Source organism: Streptococcus sanguinis, from assembly GCF_003943735.1.
Classification (GTDB): domain Bacteria; phylum Bacillota; class Bacilli; order Lactobacillales; family Streptococcaceae; genus Streptococcus; species Streptococcus sanguinis_E.
On the sequence record NZ_RJMV01000007.1, the window covers coordinates 78,187 to 97,321 of the forward strand.

General features: G+C 43.9%; 16 protein-coding genes. 8 read left to right on the plus strand and 8 right to left on the minus strand.

Annotation, left to right across the window (positions count from 1 at the left end; translation table 11 throughout):
• Nucleotides 1-3: 3 nt before the first annotated feature.
• Complete coding sequence (locus D8877_RS08500) at nucleotides 4-1,896, minus strand: M13 family metallopeptidase (protein WP_125353017.1); 1,893 nt, start codon at nucleotides 1,894-1,896, stop codon at nucleotides 4-6.
• A gap of 165 nt (nucleotides 1,897-2,061) precedes the next feature.
• Between D8877_RS08500 and D8877_RS08505 the strand changes: the two genes are divergently transcribed.
• From D8877_RS08505 to tpx, 4 genes are all read left to right on the plus strand, one after another.
• Complete coding sequence (locus D8877_RS08505) at nucleotides 2,062-2,781, plus strand: metal ABC transporter ATP-binding protein (RefSeq protein WP_312023230.1); 720 nt, start codon at nucleotides 2,062-2,064, stop codon at nucleotides 2,779-2,781.
• Nucleotide 2,782: 1 nt separating this feature from the next.
• Nucleotides 2,783-3,631 (plus strand): metal ABC transporter permease, encoded by an 849-nt coding sequence (locus D8877_RS08510; protein ID WP_032913327.1) that lies wholly within the window; start codon nucleotides 2,783-2,785, stop codon nucleotides 3,629-3,631.
• Nucleotides 3,632-3,650: 19 nt separating this feature from the next.
• A complete protein-coding gene (gene ssaB / locus D8877_RS08515; protein ID WP_048772070.1) occupies nucleotides 3,651-4,580 on the plus strand; it encodes a metal ABC transporter substrate-binding lipoprotein/adhesin SsaB in 930 nt (309 codons plus the stop codon).
• A 151-nt stretch (nucleotides 4,581-4,731) separates the two neighbouring features.
• Nucleotides 4,732-5,223, plus strand: a complete 492-nt coding sequence (gene tpx / locus D8877_RS08520; protein ID WP_002910774.1) for a thiol peroxidase — start codon at nucleotides 4,732-4,734, stop codon at nucleotides 5,221-5,223.
• A gap of 20 nt (nucleotides 5,224-5,243) precedes the next feature.
• On the opposite strand, the gene D8877_RS08525 is transcribed toward tpx, so the two are convergent.
• The 3 genes from D8877_RS08525 to D8877_RS08535 all read right to left on the minus strand — a co-directional run bounded on the left by D8877_RS08525 (nucleotide 5,244) and on the right by D8877_RS08535 (nucleotide 11,722).
• On the minus strand, nucleotides 5,244-6,341 hold the full coding sequence (locus tag D8877_RS08525) for a DUF3114 domain-containing protein (protein ID WP_125341167.1): 1,098 nt from the start codon (nucleotides 6,339-6,341) through the stop codon (nucleotides 5,244-5,246).
• 288 nt (nucleotides 6,342-6,629) lie between these two features.
• On the minus strand, nucleotides 6,630-8,870 hold the full coding sequence (locus D8877_RS08530) for an SEC10/PgrA surface exclusion domain-containing protein (RefSeq protein ID WP_125353022.1): 2,241 nt from the start codon (nucleotides 8,868-8,870) through the stop codon (nucleotides 6,630-6,632).
• A gap of 278 nt (nucleotides 8,871-9,148) precedes the next feature.
• Complete coding sequence (locus tag D8877_RS08535; RefSeq protein WP_125353024.1) at nucleotides 9,149-11,722, minus strand: GBS Bsp-like repeat-containing protein; 2,574 nt, start codon at nucleotides 11,720-11,722, stop codon at nucleotides 9,149-9,151.
• A 227-nt stretch (nucleotides 11,723-11,949) separates the two neighbouring features.
• Here D8877_RS08535 and D8877_RS08540 point away from each other — a divergent pair, with 227 nt between their 5' ends.
• The 3 genes from D8877_RS08540 (at nucleotide 11,950) to D8877_RS08550 (ending at nucleotide 13,581) form a co-directional block, all read left to right on the plus strand.
• Nucleotides 11,950-12,597, plus strand: coding sequence for a metal-dependent transcriptional regulator (locus tag D8877_RS08540; RefSeq protein WP_002896686.1), 648 nt, complete (start codon nucleotides 11,950-11,952; stop codon nucleotides 12,595-12,597).
• Between the two features lie 104 nt (nucleotides 12,598-12,701).
• Nucleotides 12,702-13,163, plus strand: coding sequence for a MarR family winged helix-turn-helix transcriptional regulator (locus tag D8877_RS08545; protein WP_125353034.1), 462 nt, complete (start codon nucleotides 12,702-12,704; stop codon nucleotides 13,161-13,163).
• Entirely contained in the window at nucleotides 13,156-13,581 is a 426-nt protein-coding gene (locus tag D8877_RS08550) for an EVE domain-containing protein (RefSeq protein WP_111676649.1), read from the plus strand. The genes D8877_RS08545 and D8877_RS08550 overlap by 8 nt, the downstream gene beginning before the upstream one ends.
• Nucleotides 13,582-13,694: 113 nt before the next feature.
• On the opposite strand, the gene D8877_RS08555 is transcribed toward D8877_RS08550, so the two are convergent.
• Nucleotides 13,695-14,309, minus strand: coding sequence for a CPBP family intramembrane glutamic endopeptidase (locus D8877_RS08555; RefSeq protein ID WP_002911124.1), 615 nt, complete (start codon nucleotides 14,307-14,309; stop codon nucleotides 13,695-13,697).
• 492 nt (nucleotides 14,310-14,801) lie between these two features.
• Here D8877_RS08555 and D8877_RS08565 point away from each other — a divergent pair, with 492 nt between their 5' ends.
• Complete coding sequence (locus D8877_RS08565) at nucleotides 14,802-15,599, plus strand: DUF4037 domain-containing protein (protein WP_125353026.1); 798 nt, start codon at nucleotides 14,802-14,804, stop codon at nucleotides 15,597-15,599.
• Nucleotides 15,600-15,691: 92 nt separating this feature from the next.
• Here D8877_RS08565 and dtd read toward each other — a convergent pair whose 3' ends face one another.
• The 3 genes from dtd to D8877_RS12285 form a co-directional block, all read right to left on the minus strand.
• The gene (gene dtd / locus D8877_RS08570) at nucleotides 15,692-16,135 is read right to left on the minus strand and encodes a D-aminoacyl-tRNA deacylase (protein ID WP_125353028.1); all 444 of its coding nucleotides are present in this window, start codon (nucleotides 16,133-16,135) and stop codon (nucleotides 15,692-15,694) included.
• 68 nt (nucleotides 16,136-16,203) lie between these two features.
• Nucleotides 16,204-18,423, minus strand: a complete 2,220-nt coding sequence (locus D8877_RS08575) for a RelA/SpoT family protein (RefSeq protein ID WP_125341172.1) — start codon at nucleotides 18,421-18,423, stop codon at nucleotides 16,204-16,206.
• A 118-nt stretch (nucleotides 18,424-18,541) separates the two neighbouring features.
• On the minus strand, nucleotides 18,542-19,135 hold a 594-nt coding region (locus D8877_RS12285; RefSeq protein ID WP_185760206.1), incomplete at its 5' end, for a hypothetical protein.

Sequence of the window (19,135 nt, forward strand, 5' to 3'; positions counted from 1 at the left end):
ACATCACCAGATGACCACCCGCTCTTCTGGACTCCGCCACATCCCGTCTCCCTCTTGGACATCAAAGGTTGTAAAGAAGTCGTCAAAGTTTGGCAGCTGGACATTGGTCCGAAGCTTAGCCGGTGCATGGACATCGACACTCGCCAAGAGCTTCATATATTCCTCCCGACCCTTCATCCGCCAGATGCGGGCAAAGTTGGTAAAGAATTCCTCAGCAGAGAAATCCGCTTCTTTCTTGGCCGCTTCTAGAGCTGCTGCAATGCCGCCCAGATCTGCGACGTTTTCTGAAACGGTCAGCTTACCATTGACCTTAGCACCATAGGAATCCTGTCCTTCGAACTGGTCAATGACCTTTTGAGTCCGCTCGGTAAAGGCTTGGTAGTCATGCTCCGTCCACCAATTATTAAGGCTACCATTTTCATCAAAGGAAGCGCCATTGGTATCAAAAGCATGAGAAATCTCATGGGCGATGACCGCTCCGATACCACCGTAATTGGCTGATGAGGATTGGTGCAGATCATAGAAAGGCGCCTGCAGGATAGCCGCTGGAAAGACGATCAGATTCTTCTGCGGATTATAGTAGGCATTGACCATGTGGGCTGGCATTCCCCATTCCTTGTAGTCCACTGGTTGATTCCACTTGCTCCAGCTGTAAGCAATATCAATCTGGCTCAGCTTCTGAGCATTTTCAAAGAGAGTCAGCTTTTCATCCACGACCTTGCGGGAATAACGTTCAGGCAGCTCGTCAGGATAGCCAATATAAGGCTTGATGACATTGAGTTTGACAATAGCCTTGTCCCGAGTTTCTGGTGTCAGCCAGTCATTCTGGGCCAGGCGATTTTTATAAACTTCAATCATCGTTGCCACTTTCTGCTCCACATCAGCCTTGGCTTCTGGAGAGAACTTCTGACCGGCATACCAGAGACCAACAGCTTGATTAAAGGGACCTTGGGCCAGATAAAATGCCGCTTTTTTCTTGTCTTGAGCCTGAGGAGTCCCTGATAGAGCACGATGATAAGCTCCTGCCAAGACACGGATGTCATCCGTTAGATAAGGTGTCGTATTGCGAACTGCAGAGAGAATCAGCAGAGCATGGAGTTTATCCCAGTTAGCGGCTGTATAAATATCCTTAGCTGCCTGCCAAAAACGCTCTTCTGGCACAATGACTTGGTCGGGTTCTTGACCAATCAACTTGGTAAAAATATCCGCCATAGGCAACTCTGGTACCAAGGCTTTGAAATCTTCCCACTGATAAGGATGGTAGAGTTTCGCATACTCAGAGCTCTCTTCACTAGACAGAACATACTGAGCAAAGACAGCATCTAGCTCCAAGACCTTATCCAAAAGAACCTTGATTTCCTCTTTAGCAAAATCAAATTTTGCCAGCAAATCTTCCTGAGCCTTGCGCCATTTTTCAAGCAGGTCATCCTTCTGCGGATGGTCCTCCGCGTAGTAGGTCGTATCAGGCAAAATCGTTCCCGGTCCGTCAGCCCAGAGGACATTGATACGAGCATCCATAAAGTCAGGCGCCACACCAAAAGGAAAATAAGTCGGCTTACCAGCCAGTTCAAAATCTGCAATCTTAGAAGCATAGTCTTCAAAAGATGTTAGGTTGCGAATTTCATCAATGTAAGCACGCGCAGGCTCAATGCCAGCCGCTTCCCGCTTGTCATAATCCGCTGCTAGGCGATGGTAAGCAACAAAGTTCTGCAGAATGATATCTTCTGGCACTCCATCGCCAGCCAACCATTTGTCTGTCGTGGCGAGCATAAGATCTTCAATCTCATCTGCCAGATCCATGAAGCCGCCCGTCACTGGCTTATCATCAGGAATGACCGCCGTCTTGGCCCACTCACCATTAACTGCATCGTAGAAATCATCTTGTAGTCGTGTCATCTTCTTCTCGCTTTCATGCTTTTGATATAACCTTATCAAAATCTACTTGTTTTTTCAAACGTTTCTTATATTAATTTTAGAAATTTATTAAAAATTAACTTGACTTAATTTTTATTTTAATGTATATTAAAGCTAATGTATATTAAAGCTATAGAGGTGTATGAGATGATTACGATTAAAGATTTGACTGTCAGCTATCAGGATACGCTGGCTCTTGAGCCCCTTTCATTAACCATTAAGGAGCCAACCATTACTGGGATTATTGGTCCTAACGGAGCCGGAAAATCCACCCTGCTCAAGGGCATGCTAGGGATTATTGACCACCAAGGCCAGACTCTGCTGGATCAAAAGCCACTGCAGAACTCTCTCCAGAAGGTCGCCTACGTAGAGCAAAAGATTAATATTGATTATCATTTTCCTATCAAAGTCAAAGAGTGTGTCTCTTTGGGACTTTACCCTCAGCTCAAGCTTTTTCAGGGGCTTAAAAATTCCCATTGGGACAAGGTAGCTGAGGCATTGAAAATTGTCGGTTTAGAGGACTTGGCAGAGCGGCAGATTAGCCAGCTATCCGGCGGGCAATTCCAGCGAGTCTTGATTGCTCGCTGCTTGGTTCAAGAGGCGGATTGTATCTTTTTGGACGAGCCCTTCGTCGGGATTGACTCTGTCAGTGAAGAGATTATTATGTCGACTTTGCGGAGTCTCAAAGCCGCAGGCAAGATCATCCTGATTGTCCACCATGACCTGAGTAAGGTGGTTGATTATTTTGATCAGGTCATCCTGCTCAATCGTAAGCTGATCGCTTTCGGTCCTACTGAGACCAGCTTTACCAAGGACAATATGAAAAAGACTTACGGCTCCCAGCTCTTTATGAATGGAGGTGCCTAGAATGATTTTAGAATTTTTCCAAGGGCTGCGGGACTTTCACTTCCTGCAAAATGCCCTCATTACAGCCATCGTCATTGGGATTGTTGCTGGAGCTGTCGGCTGCTTTATCATTCTGCGCGGCATGTCGCTCATGGGGGATGCTATCTCTCATGCGGTTCTGCCCGGTGTGGCCCTGTCCTACATTTTAGGGATTAATTTCTTTATCGGAGCCATCACCTTCGGACTTTTGGCCTCGATTATTATCACCTACATCAAGGGCAATTCCATTATCAAAAGCGATACGGCCATTGGAATTACCTTTTCTTCCTTCCTGGCTCTGGGTGTAATCCTGATCGGCGTTGCCAATAGTTCTACCGACCTCTTTCATATTCTCTTTGGGAATATTTTGGCCGTACAGGACATTGATATGTGGATTAGTATTGGAGTCGGAATAGCTGTGCTCTTAATCATCATCCTCTTTTTCAAGCAGCTATTGATTACCTCCTTTGACCCCCTGCTGGCTCAAGCCATGGGTATGCCGGTCAGCTTCTATCACTATCTGCTGATGATTCTTTTGACCTTGGTCTCTGTGACAGCCATGCAGAGTGTGGGAACCATTCTGATTGTCGCTCTCTTGATAACGCCGGCAGCAACGGCCTACCTCTATGCCAACAGTCTGAAAACCATGATTCTGCTGTCCTCAGGACTGGGCGCTCTAGCTTCTGTACTGGGCCTCTTTATCGGCTACAGCTTTAATGTCGCTGCAGGTTCCAGCATTGTCCTGACCTCAGCCATCATCTTTCTCATCTCTTTCTTTATTGCCCCTAAACAACGCTATTTAAAACTTAAAAACCAACCTAAACTAAAATAAAATTTGATGGAGGAATCCCATGAAAAAATTAGGTTTTTTATCCCTGCTTTTGCTAGCAGTCTGCACTCTCTTTGCCTGCTCCGGTCAGAAGAAGGCGTCCAGTGAGTCATCCAAGCTCAAGGTTGTTGCAACCAACTCAATTATCGCTGATATTACCAAAAATATAGCTGGCGATAAGATTGACCTGCACAGCATTGTACCAGTCGGCAAAGACCCCCACGAATACGAACCTCTGCCTGAAGATGTCAAAAAGACTTCTCAAGCGGATCTCATCTTCTACAACGGTATCAACCTGGAAACTGGCGGCAATGCTTGGTTCACCAAGTTGGTCAAAAATGCCAATAAGGAAGAAAACAAGGACTACTATGCTGTCAGCGATGGCGTTGACGTCATTTACCTTGAAGGGCAAAGTGAAAAGGGCAAAGAAGACCCTCATGCTTGGCTCAACTTGGAAAATGGTATCATCTATGCACAAAATATTGCCAAGCGTTTGATTGAAAAAGACCCTGACAATAAGGCCACTTACGAGAAAAATCTCAAAGCTTATGTGGAAAAACTGACAGCTTTGGACAAAGAAGCCAAGGAGAAATTCAACAATATCCCAGAGGAAAAGAAAATGATTGTGACCAGTGAAGGATGCTTCAAGTACTTCTCTAAGGCCTACAATGTGCCATCGGCCTATATCTGGGAAATCAATACTGAAGAAGAAGGGACTCCAGACCAAATCAAAAGCTTAGTTGAAAAACTGCGTAAGACCAAAGTGCCGTCTCTCTTTGTCGAATCAAGTGTGGACGACCGTCCGATGAAGACTGTTTCTAAAGACACCAACATCCCAATCCACGCTAAAATTTTCACTGACTCAATCGCTGAAAAGGGAGAAGAAGGCGACAGCTACTATAGCATGATGAAATACAATCTGGATAAAATTTCTGAAGGATTGGCCAAATAATGATAAAAGGTTAGGAAGACAAAATCCTAACCTCTTTATTTTTGGAGAAGGAGCTTCACATAGAGTCGATTTCAAATTTCCAGTCAAATTATTCGAAAAAAATCATTATTCGCTGTACAATGAAGCTATCAAACATGAATGGAGACTTCCTATGACAACTTTTCTCGGAAATCCTGTAACCTTTACTGGAAAGCAACTGCAAGTCGGCGACACTGCCCACGATTTTAGCTTGACAGCAACTGATCTTTCAAAGAAAACTATGGCTGACTTTGCTGGCAAAAAGAAAGTCCTGAGCATCATCCCATCTATCGATACTGGTGTCTGCTCAACTCAGACTCGTCGTTTCAACCAAGAGCTCTCTGACTTGGATAATACCGTTGTTATCACGGTTTCAGTTGATTTGCCTTTTGCACAAGGCAAGTGGTGTGCTGCTGAAGGCATTGAGAATGCTGTCATGCTCTCTGACTACTTCGACCATTCTTTCGGCCATGACTATGCTGTCCTCATCAATGAATGGCACCTTTTGGCTCGTGCAGTTCTTGTCTTAGACGAAAACAACACTGTGACCTACGCTGAATATGTCGACAATATCAATACCGAGCCTGACTATGATGCGGCGATTGCAGCAGTTAAGAGTTTATAAGAGATAGAAATACGGACCTGCTAGTCCGTATTTTTTTGTGCGAAAAACTTCTGCCAAAACTGACGGAACCAAGCCCAGGAACGCAAGAGGATGGATGGCCGATTCAGCAATTTCTTGAACCGAGCAATCTCTGCCTTTACCTGTTTCTGAGCACTCCGCCCCTTTCGAGCATAAGGGCTCTTAGCCGAACGATAGCCCAGCGGACCACGATTATTCTGAGGTGACTTGAACTTACGACCGCCATTTTCAATGGCAAGCCTGCGAAAGTGAGGATCCCAGACTGCAGGCGTTTTGACATCGTAGCGAGTATGAGAAGCCTGATTGACCGGACGATTGCGCTCACCATAGTTAAAGCTGGCGCCATTCACAATACCATTTTGGCTAGCCCCCTCTGGATCGATGATATTGAGAAAACGACCTGTCTGATCCAGAATAAACTCTGCATGAAAATCAATTAGGATTTTTATATTGGCCTGACTAGCTTGACCATCTGGATAGATAGCTTGCTCTGACCTCTTATCAATATAGGCTTTATTGTGCAGGCGAGAAGATTCTTGAAAGCTATAAGGCAGCGCTGGAAAAGCCTTTAGATAGGAGACCAAGGCTTCTGCATCTGTCATACCAATCTGACGGTAGTGATCTCTGACCCACTGGGCCTGCTGGCAGGAAATGACATAGCGAAACTGATGTAGCTGCCTTTTGAGCTTTTGATTGCCATCCTTTTGGCTGAAATCATCTGCCGGAAAAGCCTGACGCAAGGTCCTTGAAAAAATCTTCCAAAAGCAATCATGAGGTGTTAGGCTTGGAGCAATCCGAGCCAGCAAAAAATCCGTCTCTGACTTGTCTCCGATCAGCTCCTCAGGCATATTAACAAGATTCATAGCCAGAACCAGCAACTCCTGAGCTCCTAACCTGCTGATTTGAGCCTCCTCAGCCTGCCAGAGCTTTTGAAAAAAGGAACTGCCAAAAAGCTGAGCTTCCTGAAGGTAATCTCTTTCTTCTGGCACTGCTTTCCCTTGCTCACCAATCTCTTCAAAAACTCGTTCCAACGCTGCCTGAGACCAACCGATTGATTGCAATTGCTGAAAGAGATGTTCTTTCCCTTCTTTCGGATACATGGCTCACCCTCCTTTCTTTTTGCTCTAGTAATTAAAAACTGTAGAGGTTATAATAAAAAACCTAATGTACATAGAACAATTAGATTTTATCACAAACTCACATGATAGCAAAGAACAAAATATGAATCCTTGGAGTGCTAACAATAAAGATGTTCTTAACAAATCACTCAATAAATAAAGAGAAGACCAAACCGGCCCTCTCTCAGTATGAGTTTTGTTTAAATGAGCTGTTCCAACTTTTCACGATTGGACAATTCATCTAGAATTCGATTTTATCAATAAATGCTCTTAAGCTTTACGGCGTTTTGCAAAAGCCAGTCCCAGCGTAGAGAGCAATCCCAGACCTGCAAGTGCTAGAGATGATTCAGCAGAACCTGTTTTTGGAAGAGCTGCCGGAGCCTGATAAGTCTGAACTGGTTTCTTTCCATTCTTCACTCCCGTTGTAGTGACTTTCAGAACCTTTCGCTCATTCTTAGAAACGAGGTTGGTTGGGTCGTCTGTCTCTAGGGCTGCAAGAGCTGCTTTCAAAGCTTCAAGTTTGGCATTTTCAACTCTATATGTTTCTTCCTTACTTGCCAAGTTTGCTTTAGCATCATTGAGAGCCGCTTCTGCTTCTTTTAGAAGAGCAGGGGCATTTTGCAAGCGAGAAACGTAGTCTTTAGCAGCTTGAACAGCGCGTTGAGCCTCTTCCAGAGCTGTAGCCGCAGCAGTTGCCTTTTCTTGAGCATTTGCTGTAGCTGCTTTCAATTCGGCAAGTTTGGCATTAGCTTCCTCAGCTGTTTTTTGCGCACTTGCTTGGGCTGCTTCTTTTTCTTTCAAGCTTGCTTGAGCTTTAGCTAAAACTGCCAGTTTAGCCTTAGTTTCTTCAGAAGCTGAGTTCTTGCTATTTTTGAGTTCAGCTTGGTAAGTACGTTCTGCCTTGGCCAACTTGTCCTTAGCAGTTTTCACAACCTCACGCAGCAATGGTGCTGTCTCCTGCTTGTTCTGAGCATTTGTCAACGTACGTTGAGCAGCGTCCAATTTAGCTTGCGAAGCCGCTAAATCTTTACGAGCAGCATCAGCCTCTTGATTATTAGCATTTGGATTGATCAAGGCTGGTGTGATTTTGGAAGGGTCCTTAATATCGTTGTCGGTATTTGGAAAAAGAAGGAAGTTAATTCGGTTAATAATACCGTTGTTGCTAAAGTTAACAGCAACATATGCACCTTTTTTCTGACTTTCAAGATGCCCAACTACTTTTTGAGCATAGATAGTTCCTCTAGTTCTATATGCAATGTTATCTCCCAAATCAAATAATTGGAATTTAATATCATTGTAAATTGCCTTTTTTAAGTAGTCTACAGAGACATTCTCTTGACTAGCAAGGATAGGATAAGGACCAAGTTCATTAGTACTTGCTACTCTATGTCCAAACTGATCAAGTCCAAATTTAGAAACTACATCTTTAGGAATAGCTACATGTAGCGTTATAGGTTCTTTTGATTGGTATTTATATTTTTCTTCACGAGCAGCTTTGCTTAAAGCTGTAGCATAGTCAATACTATTCTGTGTTAATGTTACTGGTGCCGTTCCTGCTTGCTTACGGATTTGATTAATCAAATCTTGTGCATAATAGTTCAATTCCATCAGAACATCATTTGGAATGGCATTGATGTTAACCATTCGTTGCGCATCTTTTTGACTGACAATATAATTGTTGCTGGATTTTAGGGTAGCTGCTTCTTTAGCAAGTGTTTCTTGTGCCTCAGATGTTAATTTAGCTGTACCGTTGATATTGTTACTTTTAATTGCATTTATATAGGCTTGCGATAGGGTAAAGGTATTGTGTACTTGGTCCTGGGAAGAAAGTTTCGCTTCTTTTTCCTTGATTTCTGCTTGAGCTGCTTTGATATCTGCCTGGGCTTGATCAATCACTACTTGGCGTTTGGCATCTTCCGCTTCAGCTGTCTTCAACTGGTCTTGGTAAGAATCCAGGTTCTTTTGCGCCTTGTCAAGCTCCTCCTTTGCCTTCGTTACCTTTTCACTTACCAGTTTGCTGTCCACATCTTTTTGAGCTGCATTCACAGCATCCTGAGCAGCTTGAGTCTCGGTTTGTGCCTTAGCTGCTTGAGCTTGAGCATCCTGAGCTACAGTCGCCTGTGTGTTTTCTGCTTTTTTAGCTGTATCAAGAGCTGCTTGGGCTTGCTTGGCTGCGTTTTCTGCTGGAGCAACTTTCTTCTCAGCTTCTGTCACAGCTGCCTGAGCTTCCGCAATTTTTTGTGCACTTGTATCAGCATTATCTTTCTTGGCTGTTTCAACCTTAGTCTCAGCTGCTGTAACCTGTTCTTTGGCTTGGTCAACAGCCGCTTTCGCTTGATTAACCTGCTCAGTTTGCTGTTTAAGAGCTTCTGGACTTGCAGATAGAGCCTTATCTTGGTTTGCAGGTGCATTTGCATCCACTGGAGTTGTATCTGCAGCTACAGTGTGAGCAATGCCAGTACTAGCAAGAACTGCTGCCCCTAGAATGACATGTTTTTGGATTTTTTTCATGTTTTTCCTCCTGATATGTTAATAGTATAATGAGAAAAGCTTTGTTTGTCAAACTATTTACATGTTTTTTTGAGAACGTTTATCGCAAATATGTCCAAAAATAGAATCTCATCTCCATCGCTTCCAAAAAACCTGTGTCTCTAGCTATAATTGTATAATGAGTTTTCCTCTTACTGAGTTTGTCAATGATAAACTCTTGAACTAGTACAAGTATACTAGTCATAGAATGCAGAAAACCGCCCGTCAAGCAACGAGCGGTCTCCTTATTCACGTATTTCTTATCCTTTGATGGCAATAAAGGGGGAACCTTCTGTATTATCCGTTGGTTCTACACTCTTGACTCCAAAGAGATAGTCTACGGGGTACCAGCCATTATTAGCTGCATTATAAGGGTCACGGACATAGGTTTTTCCATTGTCATAGCCTTTTAGAACCAGCTCATGAGTGACTGGGTAATGGGCAAAGATGCTAGTACCAACGGCACCTAGGACATGATGCCCCTGCGAAAGCACTTCTTTGACTGCGGAAGCAGTAAACAGGGTCTCAGTCGTCAGATCCCAGTGCTGGGCAGCTCGGACAATACCACGGCTGCTGGTGCCAAATCCATCTTTATTAAATTCATTGGTATGGTTATATAGGTAATCTGCAACAGTTGTTGGAAGCACTTCTGTCCCAGTAATTCCAGAAATAACCATGGCTAGCGTTGTCGGCACGCATCCTGTCGCATCCATGCTGTAAGGACCATACTTCCTGCCACCCCAGCGACCATCACGCTGTGAGTAGTACGGAGTATTGTAAACCGCTTTTGATACCTGGGTCGTAGTAGCATCAACAGCGATGAGCTGACCATTGTCCTGCTTATAGTAAAGATGTATCTTGTACTCGCCGGTAGAAAGCTTATGGTCGCTAGCTCGGACTGTGATCTTATAGGTGCCATTCGCCTGCTTTTGAGCTAAATACCACTTGACATCATCCTGATCCTTATCTGTGGACCAAGTTGGCAGGTAAACCGCTTGAATCCCACCAGGATTGGAGACGTTTGTCACAACTACATCAAAAGTTCCTGTTCGAGCATTATTGTTTTGGATATTGATTTTTCCAGTCGCACGGATGTTTTCAGGTGCTACAGAAACCATCAGCTTCTCGCCACCTGCACCTTGCATCTGGCCATCCTCGTTCAGATAGTAAAGATGAACATTATAATCACCTACTGAAAACTTATGATCCTGAGCTCGAACATGCTTTTTATAGGTACCATCAGCTTGGCGCTCAGCGATATACCACTGCACATCGTCTTGGTCATCCTTGCTGGACCAAGTCGGCAGGTAGACCGCCTTCAGTCCATCCGGTGCGACAATATCGGACACGACAATGTCAAATTCACCTGTCTGTGGATTATTGTTCTGAATGGTGATTTTGCCCTGTGGCTGCGCGCGGGTAACCACTGTCTTTGTTGAGCCTGCACCCTGCAGCTGGCCTGCATCATTCAGGAAATAGAGGTGAACATTATACTCACCAAGAGAGTTCTTGTGGTTGCGGTAGCTGACATGTTTGAAATAGGTCCCATCAGCGCGTCTTTCAGCAGTGTACCACTGCACATCGTCTTGGTCGTTAGCAGCTGACCATGTCGGCAAGTAAACGGCTTTTAGACCGTCTGGGGCGACAATGTCTGACACAACAATATCAAATTCACCTGTCTGTGGATTGTTATTCTGAATGGTGATTTTGCCCTGTGGCTGCGCGCGGGTAACCACTGTCTTTGTTGAGCCTGCACCCTGCAGCTGGCCTGCATCATTCAGGAAATAGAGGTGAACATTATACTCACCAAGAGAGTTCTTGTGGCTGCGGTAGCTGACATGTTTGAAATAGGTCCCATCAGCGCGTCTTTCAGCAGTGTACCACTGCACGTCGTCTTGGTCATTAGCAGCTGACCAAGTCGGTAGATAAACAGACTTCAGTCCATCCGGTGCGACAATATCAGACACGACTATATCAAATTCACCTGTCTGTGGATTATTGTTCTGAATGGTAATCTTACCCTGTGGCTGGGCGCGAGTAACCACTGTCTTAGCCGAACCTGCCCCCTGCAGCTGGCCTGCATCATTTACAAAATAGAGGTGAACATTATACTCGCCCAAGGAGTTCTTATGATTGCGGTAGCTGACATGCTTAAAATAGGTCCCATCGGCACGCTTTTCAGCGGTATACCACTGCACGTCGTCTTGGTCGTTAACAGCTGACCAAGTCGGTAGATAAACAGACTTCAGTCCATCCGGTGCGACAATATCAGACACGACTATATCAAATTCACCTGTCTGTGGATTGTTATTCTGAATGGTAATCTTGCCTTGAGGCTTTTTGACTTCTGCTGCCGCTAAAGGGCGCTCTTCAACAGCAGCTGGTTTTACTGGCTGATTGGCCTCTTCCTCTTTCTTGGGACTCACTGCCGCAATAGCTTGATTTCCCGCTAAAGTGACAGTATCAATTTTCGGCTGGGTATTTTCTACAGGATCTGAAGAAGTAGACTGAGCACTGGTATTGGAAGACGTAGGTACCTGACCAGCTGCAGGACTAACAGCCTCCGGTGCTGGTGCAGCCTTATCCATGCTTGACAGACTGGTTTCTGTCACAGTCGGAGTTGCAGCTGTGCTAGCTTGGTCCTCCACAGCCTGGCTGACAGCGACACTATCAGCTGGCTGACTAGGCGCCAGCTGATCTGCCTGCACTGCTCCACCTCCAAGAAAGGCCAGACCAGTCGCAATCGCTACTGAGACTGCTCCTAGACTGCATTTGCGAATGCCAAAACGAGTAAACTTCTCTGCTCGAGACGCCATCATTTGTCTTTTTTTCATAATAGGATTCTCCTTTTGCAAAAAGGTAAAAAGCAAGCCAATTTTCTGCAAACCAGCTAAAGAATTTTTACTTTTTATTTTTTAAATCGTACGCTTTGATTATATAATAATCGCAAAACGATTACAAGCGAATGAAGAAAATCTAAACATCAAAGAAAGGCTTAGACACTGTATTCTTGCAGCGATTTTTGTTATACTAATGATAGAAAGTTCAGCGAGGATGCAAGATGACCCCAAATAAAGAAGACTATCTCAAGTGTATCTATGAGATTGGCAGCCGCCACAAAAAAATCACCAATAAAGAAATCGCCCAGCTCATGCAGGTTTCACCTCCAGCTGTGACGGAAATGATGAAAAAAATGCTGGCGGAAGAACTTCTGGTCAAGGATAAAAAAGCCGGCTACCTGCTGACTGATTTGGGGCTAAGGCTAGTTTCTGACCTCTACCGTAAGCACCGACTGATTGAAGTCTTTCTGGTCAACCATCTCGGCTACTCGACTGATGAAATCCATGAGGAAGCCGAAGTCCTAGAGCACACTGTTTCTGAGCGTTTCGTTGAGCGTCTGGATGCCATGCTCCAGTACCCCAAGACCTGTCCTCACGGAGGCACCATCCCAGCCAAGGGAGAGCTTCTGGACGAAGAAAACCAACTGACTCTGGAAGAGGCTTCTGCCCCTGGTGACTATATCATCAAACGCGTACACGACGACTTTGACTTGCTCAAATACTTGGAAAAATATAACCTGCAAATCGGCCAAACCATCACCTTCATCCAATACGATTCTTTCGCTCAGGCTTATCTCCTCAAGACAGAAACCCAAGAAATCCAAATCAATCCTATGATTGCCCAGCAGATTTATGTGGAAAAACTATAAACAGAACCCAGTTCGGACTTTTTAGTCTAAACTGGGTTTTTATTGACAAAAATAAGATGTCAGAATATAATAAGTATACTTATAAAAATCCAGAGGGAAAGCTAATGGAAAAATCGCAGTTTAACTCCATCTACAAAGATGAATACAAAAAATCAACCGGTCTGCTCTTTATCCGTGCCTACCACAAGTGGCATGGGCTGATTAAAAGCCAACTGAAAACAATTGATTTGACCCATCCTCAGTTTGTCGTTCTGACCACTCTTGCAGCGCTTCTGCGTCAGCGAGAATGGGTGAGTCAGACCGATATTGCCCGATTTTCTGACATGGATGTTATGACCGTATCCCAAATCATCCGCCTCTTGGTCAAGAAAGGTTTGATCATGCGGGAAGTCCATCCCAAGGACAGCCGTGCCAACATCATACTTCTAACGGATACGGGGCTTCAAAAGGTCAACCAAGCCCTTCCTATGGTAGAAAGCATTGATCAGGCGTTCTTTGGAAAATTAGAAAATAGTACAGAAACATTGAACCAACTCTTAATCAAACTGGAGGCAGAAAATGACTAGATTTTGGATTGGTGTCGTATCAAAAGAACATGTACTAAGAGGTGTAGAAGGTGGATTTTGCCAAGTCTGCCATGGTAAGAAAGCACCGCTGAACCGAATGAAAAAGGGGGACTATCTTCTGTACTACAGCCCCAAGTATCAGCTGAATGGTCAGGAAAAGCTGCAGGCCTTTACAGCAGTTGGCAAGATTCTAGATGACACTGCCTACCAAGTAGAGATGTTTGAAGGCTTTGTCCCATTTCGGCGAGATGTCAGCTACTACCAGCCTGTCAAAGACTGCCCCATTGAGCAAGTCCGACAACATCCTCAGTGGCGCCAATATGCTTCTCAGATAAGATACGGACATTTCGAAGTTTCGAAAGACTTTTTCCTTTATGTTTTTGAGCAAATGAAACTGGCCAGCCATGCAAATCAGTAAAAGCAGCTTCGTTTGACTTACACCTAAACCTTTACTCACCTGTCATTAAATCTAAAGTTCCGATTCTCAAGGAAAATCGGAACTTTTTGATTTGAAGTGAAATTATCGATTTATCAAATCAGCATAAAAGCAAATAAACTACCCGTAATCACATTTACTAAAGCATGTATAATCCAGCTAGCTAAAATGGAGCCATCGGATTTCTTTTCATTGACAAAGCCCATATAAGCCGCGATGCCACCCGTACACAAAATGATGAGCAGGGTTTGCTGCCAAGAGAGCACTGTTATAGACATTAAGCCATGGAGCAGACCAAAAAGAGCAGCTTGTATGGTGTTGGCTACCACAAAGGATAAGCGACTAGCCAATCTCTTTAAAAGAAAACCTCTGAATAGCAGTTCTTCCGACAGAGAAGTTTGAAAAATACCATAAATCAGAACAGCTGGCAAGGCTTGGAAGCCTAGGCCTGAGAAATTCGAAGTCGCTGTATCCAGATTTTTTACAGCAGGATATACTAGCAAAAATGAAAGAAGCAAGAAAGATAGCGAACCCAACAAAATCCACAGCCAGATCTTTCGGCTGCCAGCATCTTTTAGTGGTTTTAAGCCAAGCCATTCTAAAAATGGACTTTTTCTTCTAGCACTTATCAACCACCAAACAAAAGGAAGAAAAGCAAACAAAGCAATTTGAATCAGAGCATTCAGCATCTGTTGAACTAGATTTTCCATGATAAGAGACTCCTTTCTTTTCTTTAATATGATTATACAAGACAAACTTCAAGAATTTATAAAGTAATTCTAAAATATTTCTAAAGAATGATAGAAATCATAAACAAATCAAGGATTATTATCACTTCCACTTGCTTGCTATGCTTCTCATTTTTGGACTAAATGATGCCAAAAACTCTTTAAAGATCTATCTCAAAAATCTAAGAAAAGTTGCAGATAAAAATAAGGCGTTGAGTTAAAAAATAGAAAACTGGCAATACGTTAAAGGAGGAAAAGAGTCCTAAAATTTTATCATACGAAATCAAATTTTCAGACTATCTATCCTAGATGATTTTCTTTTTAGTCAAATTCTCCCAACTCCTGCTTATCCACTTCCTACACCTTGGGGTCTCAATTTTACAGGCTTGGTACCATGCCAAAAGCCATTTTTTCCTTCTTGCCAACCCGCTTACATTTTGCTACAATGATGTCAAAAATCAGTAAGGAAAAATTATGCCACAACAACTTTTTAAAGAATTTGCCCAGCTAGATCAAGTGGAAGCTATTGTTCTCGGTGGCTCTCGTGCTGGACAGCATTTTGACAAAGACTCAGACTATGATGTTTATATCTACTTGACAGATTCCATTGCTCCCATGACTAGACGCGATATCCTCAGCAAGTACTGCTCCTACATGGAAATCGGCAATCAATTTTGGGAACTAGAGGATGACTGTGTGCTAAAGAGCAAGATCGAAATTGAGCTCATTTACCGTACACTGGATAGATTTGATAAAGATCTGCAGACTGTAGTCCTAGACCACCAAGCCCAGAATGCCTATACCACCTGTATGTGGCACAATCTGCTCCACAGCAAAATCATCTACGACCGAAATGGTCGCTATGAAGCACTTCAGAACAAGTACAGACGACCTTATCCAGCTGAACTTAAAAAGAATATTATTAAGAAGCAGCTCCTCTTACTCGATCAAGCCATGCCAGCTTTCTCCAAACAAATAGAAAAAGCGCTCAAGCGTCAGGACTTGCTCAGTATCAATCACCGTAGCAGTGAATTTTTTGCTTCCTATTTTGACTTGCTCTTCGCCCTAAACGAACAGACTCACCCTGGAGAAAAGAGAATGCTAGAGTTTGCAAAAACCAACTGCATGCTATTGCCTCAGCATTTTGAAGAAAATATACAGACCTATTTTCAAAAGCTCTACACTGAGCCCGCTGAAGCCATAAACCTTATCAATCAGCTAGTGACGACCATCAAAGAAATCATTCCTCAAGAAATGATTGATGGTTTTTAGAAATATTGTAGGAAATTATACATTCATTGCTACAGAAGCAAAAAAATTAGGAGTTTGAACACTAGTGTTCAAGCTCCTTTTCATATTTATTCTCAGCGATTCTTCGTATCCAGAATAATGGTCACTGGGCCATCATTGATTAGCTCTACCTGCATGTCTGCACCAAAAACACCCGTCTGAGTCGGCACCTCCTGCTGCAAGGCAAGATTGAAGGCATCATAAAAATTGCTAGCCATCTCTGGCGGAGCAGCCTTGACAAAGGCTGGCCGATTACCCTTTTTGGTATCTGCATGCAGGGTGAACTGGGAAATGGACAAAATCTCTCCGCCAATGTCCTTGATAGACAGGTTCATCTTTCCCTCAGCATCGGAAAAAATCCGCATATTGACAATCTTCCTGACTGCATAATCCATATCCTCCTGACTATCGTCAGGGCCTACGCCGACTAGGAGCAGAAGACCTTTTCCAATACTGCTGTGCAGCTGCTGGTCAATACTGACCTGAGCACGTTTCACGCGCTGAATCACTATTTTCATATCTTTTCCTTTGATTTAAGCAAGTCACCAAGGGTAACTTACAGCTCGATAATGATTTCCGAAAAGAATCAGCCATTAGTCCGCTTGACCGAGTAGACCTCTGGCACGCTCTTGATCTTATCCACCACCGTCGTCAGCATAGACAGATTAGCAATACCAAAAGAAACATGGATATTAGCAAATTTCATATCCTTGGTCGGCTGAGCATTAACTGTTGAAATGTTTTTGGTGGTATTAGACAGAACCTGCAACACATCATTGAGGAGACCAGATCGGTTAAGACCGTAAATATCAATGTGAGCCGTGTACTCTTTGGTCGTGTTGTTGTCTTCCCATTCCACATCAATCAGCCGCTGCTCGTAATTTTCCTGGGCCTTGAGATTCATGCAATCCTGCCGGTGAATGGCTACACCGCGCCCTTTGGTAATATAGCCGACAATATCATCCCCCGGTACAGGATTACAGCATTTGGCAATCCGGATGAGGAGACCAGACGCCCCCTGAATAACCACACCGCCTTCGTGCTTAACCTTGAGGGTGTCTTTTTTGTTTTCGACCTTGACCTCGCCGCCCTTAACCAATTCCTCCGCTTCTGCTCTGGCCTTGGCCCGTTCTTCCTCACGGCGCTCTTTTTCTGTCAAACGGTTGAAAATACTAATGGCACCAATCTCACCGAAGCCAATCGCTGCAAAAAGCGCCTCTTCAGTCTTATAGCTGGTCTTCTGCAGCACTTCTTCCATGTGCTTCTTGTCCATGTACTTATTGGCTACATAGCCATGCTCCTGGAATTGAGCCTGCAAGAGCTCCCGCCCTTTGGAGATAGATAGCTCCTTGTCTTGATTTTTAAAGAACTGACGGATTTTATTTCTGGCCTTGCTGGTCTTGACAATATTGAGCCAGTCACGGCTCGGTCCGAAGGAGTTAGCGTTGGTGATGATTTCCACCTGATCACCTGTCCTAAGCTTAGTTGTCAGGGGCACCATGCGGCCATTGACCTTAGCTCCTGTGGCTTTCTCGCCGACCTTGGTATGAATCTCATAGGCAAAGTCAATCGGACCCGAGTCCTTAGGCAGAGAGCGCACCGCTCCATCCGGTGTGAAGACATAAATTTCCTCAGCCAGATAGCTCTCCTTAACCGAGTCAACGAAGTCCTTGGCATTGTTAGACTGGTCTTGCAGCTCCATCAGCTCCTTGATCCAGTTCATCCCGATAGCCGACTCTTTGCTGTCTACCTGTCCCTTGACACCTTTCTTGTAAGCCCAATGAGCCGCAACCCCATACTCAGCGACCTCATGCATTTCCTTGGTCCGAATCTGAAACTCAATCGGGCCTTTGGGGCCATAAACGGTCGTATGGATAGACTGGTAACCATTGGCCTTGCGATTGGCAATATAATCCTTGAACCGCCCCGGCATCGGCCGCCAAAGCTCATGAATGTAGCCCAGCATAGCATAAACATCACTTTGAGTATCCAAGATACAGCGAATAGCGATTAAATCATAAATCTCATCAAAACGCTTCTTCTTGTCCTGCATCTTGCGATAGATCGAGTAGATATGCTTGGGCCGGCCATAAATCTTGCCGTACAGATTGCGCTCGCCAGCATAGGTCTCAATCTTCTGAACCACCTCTTCTACCAGTTCTTCACGCTCCCGACGCTTCTCCTTCATCATGTGGGAAATTTTGTAAAATTCCACTTCATTGAGATAACGGAAAGACAAATCTTCTAGTTCCCACTTGACACTGGAAATCCCCAGGCGGTGAGCCAAGGGTGCGTAGATTTCCATTGTTTCTCGAGAAATCCGCTCCTGCTTATCCTTGCGTAGATGCTTGAGCGTCCGCATATTGTGGAGACGGTCTGCCAGTTTGACCAAAATAACCCGAATATCCTCCGACATGGCCATCAGCATCTTACGGTGATTTTCTGCCAGCTGCTCCTCGTGGGATTTGTATTTGACCTTACCCAGCTTGGTAACCCCATCCACAATCACGCGCACATCCGTCCCAAACTCTCTTTCCAAATCATCCAGCGTCGCACGGGTATCCTCAACCACATCATGCAGGAAGCCGCAGGCAACCGTTACCGCATCTAGCTTGAGTGTGGCCAAAATCCCTGCCACCTGAATAGGATGCACGATATAAGGCTCACCCGACCTACGAAACTGCCCACTGTGACAGTCAATCGCATAGATCAGAGCTTTCTGTATAAAGGCCACATCCTCCGCAGCCAGATATTTTCTCGTAAGGGCCAATACCTGATCGCCCGTCAAATTCACTTCTTTTGGCATCTCGTCTCTCCAATTCCTGCCTACTATTTTATCACTTTTAGCCCAATATGAAAACCTAGAAGACAGTTCATATAAAAACCCGCCTTAAACGGGCGGGTTGTGGTGAAATGTAACACTATCAGACGATATCTTTCTGATTCAGTGATTTCTTATATCTCTGAGAATCTTTTCCATACCATTCTTCAACAGAGTATCCTGATAGTTGTCGGTAATCTTCTAAGTATTTTTGAAGATAGTAACCTTGGAAATTGTCAGTCCCTAAAGCTATTGAAAATAATAAGAATGGGAGGCCTACAAGTGGTATAAACAAATCAATCACAGAGTTAAGCATACTATTTTGACGAATCATATACTCACTAGGGAAAAACATTCTTAAAAAGAATAGCAATATAATAATCAACCAAGCATATTTTTGTGAAAAGGAAACAAATTGATTAAGAATATTTACAAGAGGATTAGAATGCTGACGTCGGACATATAATACCTCAAATGTCTTTTGTCTAAATTGGTGAACTCTCTTCACTATAAATAACACATAGAGTGCGACATATGCAAGAGATAATAGAAAATCACTAGAGACAATGTCCGAACTTGCTAAGCAAAATACAATCAATTGTATAATAAAGAGCAAGCTCATAAAAAACATACTCTGGTTAAAGTAATAATAAGATAAGATTTGCTGTTCTTTTATTTTTCTTACATTATTTAAATA

What these genes read in the sequence shown, in the direction of transcription:
- D8877_RS08500 (WP_125353017.1), bottom strand. Translation starts at nt 1,896, where the DNA reads ATGACACGACTACAAGATGATTTCTACGATGCAGTTAATGGTGAGTGG.
- D8877_RS08505 (WP_312023230.1), top strand. Translation starts at nt 2,062, where the DNA reads ATGATTACGATTAAAGATTTGACTGTCAGCTATCAGGATACGCTGGCT.
- D8877_RS08510 (WP_032913327.1), top strand. Translation starts at nt 2,783, where the DNA reads ATGATTTTAGAATTTTTCCAAGGGCTGCGGGACTTTCACTTCCTGCAA.
- ssaB (WP_048772070.1), top strand. Translation starts at nt 3,651, where the DNA reads ATGAAAAAATTAGGTTTTTTATCCCTGCTTTTGCTAGCAGTCTGCACT.
- tpx (WP_002910774.1), top strand. Translation starts at nt 4,732, where the DNA reads ATGACAACTTTTCTCGGAAATCCTGTAACCTTTACTGGAAAGCAACTG.
- D8877_RS08525 (WP_125341167.1), bottom strand. Translation starts at nt 6,341, where the DNA reads ATGTATCCGAAAGAAGGGAAAGAACATCTCTTTCAGCAATTGCAATCA.
- D8877_RS08530 (WP_125353022.1), bottom strand. Translation starts at nt 8,870, where the DNA reads ATGAAAAAAATCCAAAAACATGTCATTCTAGGGGCAGCAGTTCTTGCT.
- D8877_RS08535 (WP_125353024.1), bottom strand. Translation starts at nt 11,722, where the DNA reads ATGAAAAAAAGACAAATGATGGCGTCTCGAGCAGAGAAGTTTACTCGT.
- D8877_RS08540 (WP_002896686.1), top strand. Translation starts at nt 11,950, where the DNA reads ATGACCCCAAATAAAGAAGACTATCTCAAGTGTATCTATGAGATTGGC.
- D8877_RS08545 (WP_125353034.1), top strand. Translation starts at nt 12,702, where the DNA reads ATGGAAAAATCGCAGTTTAACTCCATCTACAAAGATGAATACAAAAAA.
- D8877_RS08550 (WP_111676649.1), top strand. Translation starts at nt 13,156, where the DNA reads ATGACTAGATTTTGGATTGGTGTCGTATCAAAAGAACATGTACTAAGA.
- D8877_RS08555 (WP_002911124.1), bottom strand. Translation starts at nt 14,309, where the DNA reads ATGGAAAATCTAGTTCAACAGATGCTGAATGCTCTGATTCAAATTGCT.
- D8877_RS08565 (WP_125353026.1), top strand. Translation starts at nt 14,802, where the DNA reads ATGCCACAACAACTTTTTAAAGAATTTGCCCAGCTAGATCAAGTGGAA.
- dtd (WP_125353028.1), bottom strand. Translation starts at nt 16,135, where the DNA reads ATGAAAATAGTGATTCAGCGCGTGAAACGTGCTCAGGTCAGTATTGAC.
- D8877_RS08575 (WP_125341172.1), bottom strand. Translation starts at nt 18,423, where the DNA reads ATGCCAAAAGAAGTGAATTTGACGGGCGATCAGGTATTGGCCCTTACG.